This window comes from Candidatus Tisiphia endosymbiont of Ceraclea dissimilis, assembly GCF_964030735.1.
GTDB lineage: Bacteria > Pseudomonadota > Alphaproteobacteria > Rickettsiales > Rickettsiaceae > Tisiphia.
Genome location: NZ_OZ034917.1, coordinates 355,482 through 369,161, shown reverse-complemented (window position 1 = coordinate 369,161; position 13,680 = coordinate 355,482). Strand labels below are relative to the sequence as shown.

Sequence of the window (13,680 nt, the reverse complement as noted above, 5' to 3'; positions counted from 1 at the left end):
AGAAAAAAGAAGAAACTATGTCAACTAAATAAAAATTGGTAATTGATAAATATTGCGAGTAAAGAATAGCAACAATAAAGAGAACGAAAGTTAAAGAGTTAATGAATAAGTATTCTGAATAAAATCCGTAATTATGTCGAGGCTCTAGAAGCCGTGGGAATGAGAGGTCACTCAAGGATATTTATAAGAATGCAGAAACCATTATGGCACTCGATGCCGAATATATGACCGCTTCCTTTGTGGCTCTATTTTTTTATTTTCTTTGTTGACAAATTCACTCGTCCATATATGACAGCTTTTGTGTTTAAATATAGTAGATGTTATATTATAGACTTTTGACGGAGCGACTACTTATAGGTAGAAAAAAAAGCTGTAATACCAAACCACCATCTAATTAACAATATAACTGCTCGATATCCTTTTAAGTTATACTAGTAATATTATTGGTTTGATGCTAAATTGGTATGAGGAATATGATTTTCATTTTATAAATGATAAAAAGAACCTTAACTTAGAAACCATATCTTTTTCTCCAATTGTCAATATCCAAAATTATAACCATAAAAATTTTTATATTTTGACAAAAACTCTGCTTTCTCTCAAATCAAAAATTTCTGGGATTACCCCCTAGAACCCCAAAGAGGAAAAAGTTAACGTCTGAAAAAGATAAACAGCATAAAATTTATAGTTATTTGCTTGATAAATATTGGTCCAATCTAGGTACAAGTAAGACTGTAGGTGTACCTAACGCTAACGAGGTTTGGAGCGGAGATATCAGTGTGCCGTGCCAAGCGGCTTGAGAGATGAAGGTAGGTCCTTCGCAGTCGATTTACAGGAATAGGCTGCAAACCACTGTATGCGGCAATTGTTTAAGGGCATTGTCGTGAGCGATGCAGAAAAGGCATCCTTGAGGTGTCAGGTATAGACTTAAGAAGACGAACAACAGTGAACCACCGTTCAAGTGTCGAAAGCGCTTCAGATGATGTCAAAACCAAGGAGGTGATGTTGCTTTGGGATAAATTTAGCGGGAACCTGTTTACTGGCTAGGTGGCATCCGGCATAGAGGTGGCGTGAGCTTAAGTCAAGGCTTTCAAGTTGAACACGGGAACCTGTGCAACGATGTTAAAGGAAAGGCACAAGCGGAATGAAGATTACATTTACAATATAGTAAATAGTTAATAACTATAAATTAAATTGCAAAAATTTGTTGCTTTCCAAAAATAAAATATGATAGCATAGATTCTAAGGTCTTTAAAGGCTTACTAAGATCTTTTATTAACTACGTTCAACCAAATCAACTAACAATCAAGGATTATATAAATCCTTATCATAGTACCCCTTGAAGCTAAAAAATCGAAAAGGGTTATTACTATATAATATTAAATCAACCAAAAAGGCATGCTAGGTTCAATAATCTAGCTTCTAAAAAAAGAGGGAAAATAATGAAAAACCACAATAAGGCTAAAGAGTTTTATCAGAATACAGTAGAACCAGAAGTTAAAAAAAATTTTATGGAACTAATACAAGAGGAAATTATTAGCGCCAACTCAACAAATACTTCATTACAAAAACTAATGGAAAACCTTGGTAAAAACTTTGGAGATAAGACCATAGAAGAAGCAATTGGTATTTTAGAAACTATATATGAATCCTTAGGGTTAAAAGATGTACAAGATCTTATTTGTAGCTTAGAAAACATTCGTGCAGAATGGACCATCGTCAATAGAGATGATTTATTTGATGAAGCATTTAATAGTATGTATAGAACCGCAAAACAAAAAGATAACACAGATTTACTAAACTACTTAAAAAGTTATAACACATATATCAAAAGCCATGCAAAAGCTAAACAATTATATGAGGAAACAGATCCTGAAAAAGACTTCTTAACTATGGTGGTTAATAAAATTCATGATGCTCCTGGTAAATATACATTAAAAGGACTAATGTCAAGCCTTGGAGCAAGATTTGCTCATGAGGAAACAAAAGAAGCAATTAGTCTATTAGAAGCTATATATGAGGCTTTAGATCAAGAAAAAGATTTTATTGATCAACATGAATTAAATTTAGAAAATAAAAATAAGCTTCTGGATGAGACTAATAAATTAAGTAAAGATATGTTATTTGATGAATCTTTTGATAGCATGTATCAGATAGCACTACGTCATTACAATCAAGATATGTTAGATGTATTAAAAGAATATTACCCTTGTACTGAAATAATTGGAGATACATTATAAAACTAATTTTAGAGAGGTTAAAATGGTAAGAGTTATTAGTCAAATAGGTGACAGTACAGACGGAGAAGATTATGAGGAATTACAAAAATTGTCTAAAAAACCTAATATTATTGAAAAGCTTAACAAATATAATACAGGCTATAATATTTCATGTATTTTAAAAGAGATAGGAAATCAACTTTTACATAGTACTTCAGTTAGAACCGAATATAAAAAAATTAAAGATAATTTGATCCCTTCAAACAATAAAAGCGAATTTAAACGTTTAGATTCTCAATTTGGACGTGGTTTTGGTTTAATTATTAATTACTATGAGTCAATTCATAAAAAAATATCAGAAGATGCAGCAAGTACTTATTTTCAAATAAACCAAAAATTAATTAGCAAGGCTTGCGCTCAAGAACATGAATACCAAACTTTACAAAATGACGCAGAAAGAGGAGTATATTATTTAGAAAAAAAGGTAGATATACATAACACATTTAAAAACATACGTAAACTTCACAAGTCAATAGAGTTACATGCACAAAATTCAAGGAAAGAAATAGAACCATTTTTTAAATTAGAAAACAAAGATGATGCTAGCATATTTCTGGCAAAAATACGAGCTAGTCAAAAAATAGATAGAGACCTAGGGAAAAATCATTTATGTGACTTTAATCATGGTACGGGTAAGATTATATCTTCTACTTCTATTACTATAGTTAAACCCGTTGAATTAGATGACATTATATGGTATAAATAAGAGAAAAAATGTCAACAAGCCCATATAGTAAAGATTTAAGAAAAAAAGTAATAAGTTATATAGAAAAAGGTAATAGTCAAAGAGCGGCTGCCAAGATATTCGATATACATAAAAATACAATTAGTCGCTGGAACGTAAGGAAGAGAAAGGAAGGAACGATATTAGCAAAAGCTAGAGTAGGTTTTAAAAGTAAAGTTGATAAGCAAAAGTTAGCAAATTTTGTAAGAAATAATCCAAATATGAGATTACAAGATATTGGTAAAGAGTTTGGAATTGCGAGGTCTCAAACTGGAAGGATATTAAAACAGCTAGGTTTTAGTTATAAAAAAAAACCTTTACCTACATGGAGTCAAGTGTAGACAGACGAGCTGAATATTTAGAAGAGATCAATAAATATGATAAAGGGCAAATAGTGCATATTGATGAAAGCGGTATAGATACAGGTATTTGCCAAGATAGAGGCTGGAGTAAAACAGGAGAATTACTGATTGGAAAGAAGAGTGGGAAACACTATCAAAGAACTAATATCATAGCTGGCTTGGTAAACAATCAATCAATAGCTCCTTTTGTTTTTAATGGAACGTGCAATACAGAGTTATTTAATAATTGGGTTGAGAAGTTTTTAATTAAAGAGTTAAAAGCAGGACAAGTTGTAGTGATGGATAATGCTAGTTTCCATAAATCAAAGAAAACAAAGGAATTAATAGAATCAGTTGGTTGCAAGCTTATTTTTTTACCGCCATATTCACCAGACTTAAATCCCATAGAGAAGTTTTGGGCTAATATGAAACGATGGATTAAAAATAAGGTAACAGAAACCAGCAAATTATTTGAAATTATTACTATGTTCTTTGTCACCTAATTTTATGGGTTTAACTATAAAAAAACTACTCAACAAAATGAAACCTTAGAGGTTTGTAAAAGAGGGGCATTTAAACACCTCAAAACAAATGAGGGCACTTATAAGACTATTGGAGAAGAATGGAATAAACTTATAGAAAAACAATCTATCAATGAAAAAGAATTAAAAAAATTCTTTCAATCATCTCTGAAAGGAAGAATAATGCATAGTTTTGTAAAAGACAAGCAATTAGAAGCTGATTTAATAGAGCAATTTAAAGCAGATATAGAGTTAATATTTGGAATAGAAGTCAAAAGAAATTCAGCATCTCTTCTAACCAATGCTATGTTTTTTGATTTGGTAGATAAAGGAATATATAAACTAAAACAAATTGCTAGTAAAATGCCAATGGCTATGGAAGGTGCTGTAAATGCTTCTGTTATAATTGATAAAGATATGGGTAAATCAACATATGATTATAGAGAAAATCCAAGAGGTTCTAAAGAAGCAAAGCAGCTACTAAAAAATGATACTGAAATTCTGCAAGATTGGTTGAGTCTAAAGCTAGACATTCACAATAAACTAGACCCCCTAATGATGCAATTTCTAGATTAGGTATAAATAGTATTATTCGGACTCTAACTAACCTAAAATTAGGATCTATTGTTACTGATCAGTGTGATCAAAATAAGTTAATTCATGATGAAGAAAAAATACCTTTTAAATTGAGTAACTGTAGTGGTATTTTACAATGGGATTGGGATACAGCTAAAGGACAGTTTAAAGCTAATAAGATTCAGGTACAAGAAGTTTCAGCTAAAGTATTTTATGATTTAATAAAAGATTGGTATGGAATAGAGTTATCCTGCTTAAATAAAGATGATTTTATATTACTTAAGGCAGCAGCTGAACCAAAAGATCCAACACTAGATAGAGATGACTATCAAGGTAGTTTTAAGATTCCTGCTTCAGATACAGCAAGTGAAGGAGCAGTATCTAAAATAAAACCATTAGAATATAAACAAAAACATGTGCTAAATTATAGCAAAATTACAACTTCACTAGATAAAATGAGCTCTAATAAAACATTATCTGTTAAAGTTGATGAAGTAATCAGTCAAGCATTACACGAACACTTAAAATCAAAAGAATTAATGAGCTCTCTTGGAAAACTATTTGGTCCTACTGACAATAATAAATCTTCTGAAGAAATAATGAGTTTTTTAAAAACTATACGCTCGGGTTTAATAGGAAATGAAGAAAGGATATGTAGTAATAGATTGCATCTAAAAGATCCAAATAAACATTTTATGAAAGGTAACGTTTTAAGCATAGATGATTTATTCAATGGGATACTTGATAGAGTAAATGATGCAGCTATACAGAATGACAGGAAAGATATATTAGCAACTTTACAACAGTATTCTTATGACTCACAAGAACAGGTGAACATTATAGGTGATGCATGAATAATATAAAAGAATTAAAATCATGTTAAAATAGACATTTGTCTAATTATGGGTTAAATTACAGAAACGGGGCAAAAGCGAACTAGGAGTCGGAATTGCTGTTAATTTCTTCTCTGTTATAGAAAAATATCCTGCAATAATTTATCTTACTCAAATGCCTTATCCCTGCAGGATGATCATGTTTTACGCATTTATATTTTGGTATATCTAATCGTATAATAAGCATTATACGTTGCAAACAACCTTAAGTCATCGAATTACCGAAAAAGTTTTGAGAGTCAATCATTTATTTTGTGTAAGTTCTATTTTTTACATTCCAATAAATCATATTTAAAATCACCACAAAGTATTTCAAATTGATTCAAAGCTAATGACCAATCTTTTATGGGCATAGTCCATTTTTTAGATGCATTTTGCAGAGCTAAAAATATTATTTTCTGAATTGATTTATCATCTGGAAACACCCCCTTATTTTTGATAATTTTTCTAATTTGACGGTTGACAGATTCAATGGTATTTGTTGTATAAATTACCTTTCTTATTTCCTCAGGAAAAGCAAAAAATGGGATTATCCCACACCAATTACGTTGCCAAATATCAGAAATTACTGGATATTTTTTGTCCCATTTTGAACTAAATTGTTGAAGTTTTAGACTTGCCATTTCTTCATTATTTGCTGTATAAATTTGCTTCAAATCTGTGGTCACCTCCTTTAAATCCTTATATGAGACATACTTCACTGAATTGCGAACCATATGAACTATACATAACTGTACTATAGTCGCAGGAAATATGCTACTTATCGCTTCCGGAAAACCTTTTAGACCATCAACACAAGCAACATAAATTTGTTCTACTCCTCGATTTTTTAACTCAGTAACTACTTGCATCCAGAATTTAGCACCTTCATTTTTTCCTACCCAAATACCCAGCAACTCCTTCTTTCCTTCTATATTAACAGCAATCGCTAAATATACTGCTTTATTTATCACTACCTGGTTATCCCTAGACTTAACATGAATACAGTCTAAGTATAATATTGGATAAACCTTATCTAAACCTCGATTTTGCCACCTAGTTACTTCGTCTATTACTCCATCGGTTATTGTCGATATTAAATCACCGGAAACCTCAGTTTGATATATTTCTTCCAAATGACCTCGAATTTCACTGACTGTCATTCCTCGACCATAAAGTGAGATAACTTTATCGTCAAATCCACTGAATCTTCTCAGCCCTTTAGGTATTAATTTGGGAACAAACTCTCCTTCTCGATCTCTTGGTACTTCCAGAGTAACCTTCCTACCATCATCATCAATTATTGTCTTTTCATAGCTACCATTACGACGATTATTATCTACTTTCAGCATTTTACTATGCTTTGAATAACCTAATTCATGCTCTAGTTCACTTTCTAATATTTTTTCAACTATTTGCTTTTTTAGTTGTTGAAATAATCCTTCTTTGCCAAACAACTTAGATGGATCGGCTTTTGATAATAATTCTTCTACTAAATTATTACTTATATTATTATCTTTTAGTTCTAGTATCTTCTTTTTTATTTTTTCTGACATATTTTACCTTGTTATAAGTTGTTTTCTTACAGTACTTCTTACTGCTTACTTTTGCAACTTACACAAAGTATATTATAGACTCAGTTTTGAATGGTCTCCTCACTGAACGTTCTCCACTTATTTGGATAAAGACTCAATTTGCGATAGACTCAAGCCGGTGGATTGAGTAATAAAGTCAACAGATAAACCAGCCTTTAGTAAATTTTTAGCTATAGAGATTGCTTTTTGTTTTTCACCCTCAGCTTTACCCTCAGCTTTACCTTCAGCTTTACCTATATGGATACCTCTGGCTTCACCTTCTTCGATATATTTTTGTGCAACAGTTCTCATAATAACACCTTGTTCTTCTTCTGATAAATATTTGGTTAGTACTTGCTCTAATTCTGATTGCTTTGCCTCAGGAAGCTTAGCGTCAGTGTACCATAAAAACGATTTTATGTAAATATAGCCTTTTTCCTTATCTACTAATATCTCTAATTTAAATCTCTGCAGAAATTCTTCCCAAAGCTTTATCATATCTCGTTGATGGATATGTTTTAGCATATATTCTAACATCCCAATATGCTTCTTCTTCACTATTTCATCATCAGACATGCTTTGTAAATCGACCAATTGATAATCTTCTGTCATCACTTTCTTGGCTATAACTGCATCGGTAAATAAACTCCATAAATTCCTAGGGGCAGTATAAACTTCTTTACCATTATAAATTACTAAATTATATACTAATGGTAATTTCTTTCTTCCTTTCTTATGCCTTTCGCATAATAACAATGTGTATTTCCATAATCGTAGAGCTGTCCAATAATCAACGCTCGACTGAGCCTCAATCAACACATACACAAAAGCCTTACCCTGATTCTTGGTAGCAACTCCATACACTATATCACTATATTTCTTGTTTAAAGATTCTTCTATGTAACTTTCTTTTTCTACTGTTATTTTTGATAAATCTACTAAACTCTTAAAATCATTAGGCAAATAATATTCCAAAAATTCTTGGGCTGCTACAGGATCAGCCATTATTGTTTTGACTAATGAATCATGCTTTAACTTTTTTGTCATTTTACTAACTTATTAATCTATCAGATTTGCTCATGTTTTAAACGCTCGGTCATTTTTCTGTAACAATTTTTTAATATCAGATATTGTTTTTTTACTGACAAACAATTCCTTGCTAATCCAACTATAAGTTTTACCAGCTTGCAGAAAAATCTTTATTTTTTCTATTTTGCCTAAAGTTGTTTTGTTGCTACTACCAACTCTTCTACCAAATTTTACTCCATTAAGCTTAGCCTTAGCAATTCCTGCTTTAGTTCTGCTATTAATCATGCTACGTTCTAATTCAGCAAATACTCCAGCTATTTGGAAAAATGCTCTCCCCATAGGCGAAGTAGTATCTACTTTATCTCCTGAATCAAGGGACACAAGCTCAACAGATTTGTTATTTAGTAGTTCGATTAGCTCAATTAGTCCTTTTAGAGATCTAGCAATCCGATCAATCTTATAAACTATAACAATATCACTTGGTCGCAATGATTCAATCATAATCATTAGCTCAGTGCGATTATTATCTTTGCCACTAGCTGACTCGCTAAATATCTTTTGGCATCCCGCCTCAATTAATGCTTGTTGTTGTAATTCTAAGTCCTGATTATTACTGCTTACTCTTGCATATCCAATTTTCATAATAACTCTGGTACAATTTTATTTAAAAAATAATATTGTACCACAATAGTACAAACAAGTCTAATATTTCTTATAATTGTACCACTTGTTAGTAGGCTTGGTGTAGTACAATAATACTCTAGTTTGGTTGTACTATAGTACAATTCGATTTATCATGATTAATTAATAGGTATTTCCTTAACGTTAGCTTCTTTTGTTGCAATACGAGGTAATATGATTGTTAAGATGCCATTTTTTAAATTAGAAGAGATAGTTTTTTGATCGATGTCATTATTTAACTCTATAGTGTAATTAAACTGCCTATTCTTGCGGGCATAATCTTTAATATTATCTTTTTTATTAACATCTGATTCGTTACTACCATTCACAACAAGACGATTGCCTTTTAAGTTAATTTTAATCTGACTTTTATCATAACCTGGTATCTCCATAATCACAACATATCGCTTGTCCTCTGTAATAATCTTAGTACCTATAGAGTCTCCATCATATACATACATACTGCCATTGAGCAAGTTGTGCCAATAGCGATCAAAAGAAGAAAAATGTCTATCTATTACTCTGCTAGGACTTTGTATATATAGCGTACGATTATCTAACTCTATATCATCTTTCTGATTAGGATTAGCTAAAGAGCTATTTATCGACAATATGATCGACGCAATAGTCAGACTATATAATTTAACTTTATTTAACATATTATTACCCACGTTAATTGATTATTATAATACTGTTACATTATTTGGTAAATATTATAGGGTCTCTAGTTTGGTGCAGATAAGCAGCCATTTGTGGATCAGGAGAGCTTATCCTAACACATCTAATCTTATCGTTAGCATATAACACTTCCATATAACCTTTTGTTATTAGCTCGTCCTGCACTTTTTCTGCTTTTTTGACAGAAACCCCTAACATCTTTGCCATCTTTTTATATCTTATAACAACTGGTTGCATATTAAAATTTATTTATATTGTATATCTATGTTACAGCCCAAGTTTTTTAACTGAACATCCATGACATAATACAGCTTTTTTTATCTATTTAAAATAAATTCATCATTTTTTATCTCTGTATTAAATTCTGATTCATCATTATTAGTTGCAATATTGTCTGAGTCTAGATTATTGCATTGTTGGTGTATCTTATCTACCATTTTAGACTCTGCTACAACTTCAACAAACCACTTATTTTTATCAGCCGCCGTAGCTTGCGGCACTTGTATCTTTGCAAGTCTAGCAGATATTTCTGGTAAAATAACATAGCATTGACCAATGCTGAGACAGCTAAAGTCTTCATAAGAAACAAGAGGTGATTTTTCATGCCTTTCATTATAACTAACACCGTCCCTAAACTCATTAGCCCCGAAACTAGTATTTTTCTGCTGGCTAATTGTAGTAACAGAACCACAAAGTTTACTATATAGCTCTCCCATTCTTGGGTCATCACTGGCAAAGGCGAACTTGGTCTTAAACAAACCAATTAAATTCGATGCATCAGCATTACCATAATATTGGTATAATTGACTAGTCGATTGTAGTCCAGACAATACACAAGTACCATATTTCCTTCCTTCTTGCATCAATTGTGGCAAGCCTGGTAATTTCCCGAGACTAGGCAGTTCATCCATGACGATCCATAATTTGTGACGTGCATTGATACCAAATCACTATCTATTTAATAATATAGATGCTATAGTGTGTTATTTAAGATAGTATAGTGTTAATTAAGATGTCTAGAGGGTATAAGGTATTAGAAGTTAATGTAGAAGAAGTGAAACAATTAATGAATGAAGCAAAGACTAAAGAAGAATTTAGACGTTATCAATCAATCTATCTAAGAGTGAGTGAAAAAATGCCGACATCATTGATTGCTAAAGTTACAGGATTATCAGAAAGTCATGTTCACAGAACCCATAGTCAATGTCGGAAAAAAGGCTTAAAGGCACTATGTAGCAGGAAGAAAGGTGGGAGATACAGAAGTTATCTAACTCAAGAGCAAGAACGTGAGATGCTTAAAAAGATAGAACAGAATGCCGTTAATGGTGGGATAGTAGAAATTAGCAAGGTGCATAAGATTTTTGAGGAAACGGTTGGTAGTAAAATAGCACGTTACACAGCTTATAGGCTGCTTCATAGGCATGGGTGGCGTAAAATTGCACCAAGACCATACCATCCTAAACAAAAGAAGGATGCGGTAGAAACTTTTAAAAAAAGTGGCCTGATATGGTTAAAGAAGCAAGAGTATCAGCAGCAACTGAAGGCAAGGAATTAAAGATATTCTTCCAAGATGAGGCACGTTTTGGTCGTATAGATTCATTAATACCAATTTAGCATCAAACCAATAATATTACTAGTATAACTTAAAAGGATATCGAGCAGTTATATTGTTAATTAGATGGTGGTTTGGTATAAGGCGTTGCTGGGTTCCGGCTGGAATCAGGCCTTTACTTAAGAAACAAATTATTCGTGAATATACTTATACTTATGGGGCAATTTGTCCATTTGACGGTGCTAGTTGTTTCCTTATTTTGCCTTTAATGAACCAAGATTGGATGATGTTAATGCTACAAGAAATGGCAAAGCGTTATAAGGATAATTTTCTTTTAGTAGTATGCGATGGAGCTGCTGCACATAAACTCGATAAAGAATTATTACCTAATAATATTAAACTAGCTTACTTGCCACCATATAGCCCACAATTAAACCCACAAGAAAATATATGGGATGATATGAGGGAAAAATTCTTTTATAACCTAGCTTTTGATTCAATGAATGCTATAGAAAATCAACTAATCACAGCATGTAATTATTATGAAAATAATCCTGCAATTGTCAAATCTATATGTGCTTGGAATTGGATAGTATCTTGTTAATTAGATAGTGATTTGGTATGATTCTACTGCGACGCATACGAGATATCAAGAGTTCTAATAGCGATGCGTTTAATGGAATGGTTAATTCTCTAGCTGATGGGTCAGTAGCTAAAAAAAGCCAGTTACCACTGCCTGAGTTAATCTTGTTAATATAATCCTCTATTGAAAATGCTCCCATCTTGTTATTGTCTGTTAAAAACCTCAGTGGCTTAATATTAGCCATCAACACTGACATTATTGAAGAAGCTGTTTTAGCGTTATCTTTGGTAAAATATTTTGCGGCATCTGTACCTTTTAATATTGTGTACATTTCTCCAGTTTCAGTTTGGCACAGCATTTTATATAATTTGATTATTGAATATTGCTGATGCTGTTGTAAAACTTCAGTGCAAGCAACAAAAATACTTGCTGCACTTTCTTCCCAAAAATCATTAGCTCCTCGATTATTTTTTCTGCTATTAAAGCCCATTAAGATATCAGCAAATTTTTCTAGATCTTTTTTTCCAGCACAATCATGCCAAAAGTCCCAGTAATGACTACGATTATCTAATGGATTAAAGATAATATCTCCGCGGCTTGGATCATAGTATTTAGCAATCATTTCTCCAGTATTATCAATAATAATAGCAGCTTCTCCTCTTGATTCTACCTGAGGTAATAGATTATGCATTAAATTAGTTTTGCCAGAACCAATAGAACCTGACACTAAGAGATTCATGGTTTCCATATCTTTTACTAACGGCATATCACCAATAGTTAGATCGCTGGCTTTACCAATTTTACGCAAGCACTTTCTAACTATTCAGGTAGAAGCAAAAGAGCAACCCGCTATTATTATTGATCAAACTGGGGAGATGATTTCCAAGTACTACAATCCACACCGCGGAGATATTATCTTTAATCCTTTCGATCAACGAGGCAAAGCTTGGGACTTTTGGAAAGATTGTGAATCTCATGAGGATTTAGAGCGATTTTCCAAGATATTAATAGGTTTTAACAGAAAGCAATCGAGCAGTCACTCTGATCTTTTTTGGGAAACAGCTGCCGAAACTGTCTTTAAAGCTTGCGTTGAATTTTTAAGAGGAAAAAATGCCTCCGTACAAGATGTAGTAAATATGGCATGTCATGCAGATATAGAATATCTAAAAACCACACTAGGAGGTACTGAAGCCGCTAGATATCTTATAAATGACTCCAAACAAACGTCTGGCTCTATTGTAGCGGTACTGGCAGCAAATAGCAAACCACTTATGTACCTACAGCCTGCCGATGACAATGGAGCATTTTCAATTAAACAATACTTTGCTAATCTTCAGACAGGAAACAAAGCATGGTTATTTCTAGCAACCAAACCCAGTAGTCGTGCATTAACCTTACCACTAATATCTTGTTTAACTGAACTTGCATTAACACAGCTTATGGAAATAGGAATAGATAGTAAACGCAGAGTATGGATTGTTATCGATGAGCTGCCAGCCCTTGGTAAACTTCCTGCTTTATCACCTATGATGGCAGAAGGTAGAAAATATGGAGCTTGCGTCTTAGCTGGTATGCAATCTCTAAATCAACTTTACTCCCAATATGGTCATTATGATGGTTCTGCAATCTTCGGGCAGTTTGGCACATCCTTCTTCTTTAGAAATCTTGAGCCAGCAATTGCTAAAATGATTAGTTCTATGTGTGGTAGCCAAACTTTAATGCGTCAGCAGAAGAATACTAGCTTCGGTGCTCATGAATTTAGAGATGGAGTCAGTTATAACGAACAGCATCATAAGCAAGATCTTGTCACTGTAGAAGATTTAGCTAACTTAAGCGTTGGTGAGTGTTACACTCTATTGCCTGAGCCGGCTGTTAGATTATCCAAAATACAAATTCTAGCAATATCTCTACCCAATAAGAATCTTGAACTTATTCCTAAAAAACTGATAAGCTCCAGCAATAATAGTGCTAATCGGTCTAATCAGAGTACTAATAATACCCAAGACTTATCTAATTCATCTAGATTAAATTCAGAACTCAATCATCTTGCACCCCAAAAATCTAAACAGCAGAAGAACATCAAGAAGCTAGGCAAGAAAAAACCAACGCCACTAAAAGAAGAGGAGTTAGAGAGTAAAGCAGCTGATCTCCTTTGAACTATCTTTTTGGCGAAGTAAATCAATAAGATGCTTTTAACTTTTGGATATCTATCATGGATAAGTCAAGTAGCTTGAGCTATAATTAAACCTTCCGAAACAAAGCCCACTTAT

General features: G+C 32.6%; 17 protein-coding genes. 10 read left to right on the top strand and 7 right to left on the bottom strand.

Translation table 11 applies throughout. From position 1 onward, the window contains the following. Positions 1-451: 451 nt before the first annotated feature. From ACQH1V_RS01695 to ACQH1V_RS01665, 7 genes are all read left to right on the top strand, one after another. Positions 452-631, top strand: a complete 180-nt coding sequence (locus tag ACQH1V_RS01695; protein WP_425360610.1) for a hypothetical protein — start codon at positions 452-454, stop codon at positions 629-631. Between the two features lie 811 nt (positions 632-1,442). Continuing rightward, positions 1,443-2,240, top strand: coding sequence for a hypothetical protein (locus ACQH1V_RS01690; RefSeq protein ID WP_094649587.1), 798 nt, complete (start codon positions 1,443-1,445; stop codon positions 2,238-2,240). A 22-nt stretch (positions 2,241-2,262) separates the two neighbouring features. Next, positions 2,263-2,985 carry a hypothetical protein gene (locus ACQH1V_RS01685; protein ID WP_425360609.1) on the top strand — a complete coding sequence of 241 codons (723 nt, stop codon included), beginning with the start codon at positions 2,263-2,265 and terminating at the stop codon, positions 2,983-2,985. 8 nt (positions 2,986-2,993) lie between these two features. Continuing rightward, entirely contained in the window at positions 2,994-3,344 is a 351-nt protein-coding gene (locus tag ACQH1V_RS01680; RefSeq protein WP_425360020.1) for an IS630 transposase-related protein, read from the top strand. After that, complete coding sequence (locus ACQH1V_RS01675) at positions 3,329-3,847, top strand: IS630 family transposase (RefSeq protein ID WP_425360021.1); 519 nt, start codon at positions 3,329-3,331, stop codon at positions 3,845-3,847. The genes ACQH1V_RS01680 and ACQH1V_RS01675 overlap by 16 nt, the downstream gene beginning before the upstream one ends. 201 nt (positions 3,848-4,048) lie before the next feature. After that, positions 4,049-4,441 carry a hypothetical protein gene (locus ACQH1V_RS01670; protein ID WP_425360608.1) on the top strand — a complete coding sequence of 131 codons (393 nt, stop codon included), beginning with the start codon at positions 4,049-4,051 and terminating at the stop codon, positions 4,439-4,441. A gap of 110 nt (positions 4,442-4,551) precedes the next feature. Further along, complete coding sequence (locus ACQH1V_RS01665; protein WP_425360607.1) at positions 4,552-5,295, top strand: hypothetical protein; 744 nt, start codon at positions 4,552-4,554, stop codon at positions 5,293-5,295. Positions 5,296-5,597: 302 nt separating this feature from the next. Here ACQH1V_RS01665 and ACQH1V_RS01660 read toward each other — a convergent pair whose 3' ends face one another. From ACQH1V_RS01660 to ACQH1V_RS01635, 6 genes are all read right to left on the bottom strand, one after another. After that, positions 5,598-6,869: an IS256 family transposase gene (locus ACQH1V_RS01660; protein ID WP_094649589.1), complete on the bottom strand. Its 1,272-nt coding sequence runs from the start codon at positions 6,867-6,869 to the stop codon at positions 5,598-5,600. Positions 6,870-6,986: 117 nt separating this feature from the next. Then, on the bottom strand, positions 6,987-7,934 hold the full coding sequence (locus tag ACQH1V_RS01655; RefSeq protein ID WP_341748921.1) for an Rpn family recombination-promoting nuclease/putative transposase: 948 nt from the start codon (positions 7,932-7,934) through the stop codon (positions 6,987-6,989). A 30-nt stretch (positions 7,935-7,964) separates the two neighbouring features. Then, a complete protein-coding gene (locus ACQH1V_RS01650) occupies positions 7,965-8,558 on the bottom strand; it encodes a recombinase family protein (RefSeq protein ID WP_094648749.1) in 594 nt (197 codons plus the stop codon). A 158-nt stretch (positions 8,559-8,716) separates the two neighbouring features. Beyond that, positions 8,717-9,256, bottom strand: a complete 540-nt coding sequence (locus ACQH1V_RS01645; RefSeq protein ID WP_094648748.1) for an Hsp20/alpha crystallin family protein — start codon at positions 9,254-9,256, stop codon at positions 8,717-8,719. 40 nt (positions 9,257-9,296) lie between these two features. After that, positions 9,297-9,512: a hypothetical protein gene (locus ACQH1V_RS01640; RefSeq protein ID WP_094648747.1), complete on the bottom strand. Its 216-nt coding sequence runs from the start codon at positions 9,510-9,512 to the stop codon at positions 9,297-9,299. Positions 9,513-9,592: 80 nt separating this feature from the next. After that, positions 9,593-10,186: a type IV secretion system DNA-binding domain-containing protein gene (locus ACQH1V_RS01635; RefSeq protein WP_425360606.1), complete on the bottom strand. Its 594-nt coding sequence runs from the start codon at positions 10,184-10,186 to the stop codon at positions 9,593-9,595. A gap of 101 nt (positions 10,187-10,287) precedes the next feature. On the opposite strand from ACQH1V_RS01635, the gene ACQH1V_RS01630 reads away from it, so the two are divergent. Together ACQH1V_RS01630 and ACQH1V_RS01625 are read left to right on the top strand one after the other, a co-directional pair. Next, positions 10,288-10,830, top strand: coding sequence for a helix-turn-helix domain-containing protein (locus ACQH1V_RS01630; RefSeq protein WP_425360100.1), 543 nt, complete (start codon positions 10,288-10,290; stop codon positions 10,828-10,830). Between the two features lie 112 nt (positions 10,831-10,942). After that, positions 10,943-11,431 carry a transposase gene (locus tag ACQH1V_RS01625; protein ID WP_425360605.1) on the top strand — a complete coding sequence of 163 codons (489 nt, stop codon included), beginning with the start codon at positions 10,943-10,945 and terminating at the stop codon, positions 11,429-11,431. On the opposite strand, the gene ACQH1V_RS01620 is transcribed toward ACQH1V_RS01625, so the two are convergent. After that, positions 11,397-12,176 (bottom strand): type IV secretion system DNA-binding domain-containing protein, encoded by a 780-nt coding sequence (locus ACQH1V_RS01620; RefSeq protein WP_425360604.1) that lies wholly within the window; start codon positions 12,174-12,176, stop codon positions 11,397-11,399. The genes ACQH1V_RS01625 and ACQH1V_RS01620 overlap by 35 nt on opposite strands. Between ACQH1V_RS01620 and ACQH1V_RS01615 the strand changes: the two genes are divergently transcribed. Then, on the top strand, positions 12,148-13,566 hold the full coding sequence (locus ACQH1V_RS01615; protein ID WP_425360603.1) for a type IV secretion system DNA-binding domain-containing protein: 1,419 nt from the start codon (positions 12,148-12,150) through the stop codon (positions 13,564-13,566). The two genes, ACQH1V_RS01620 and ACQH1V_RS01615, sit on opposite strands and share 29 nt — an antisense overlap. The last annotated feature ends 114 nt before the right edge of the window (positions 13,567-13,680 follow it).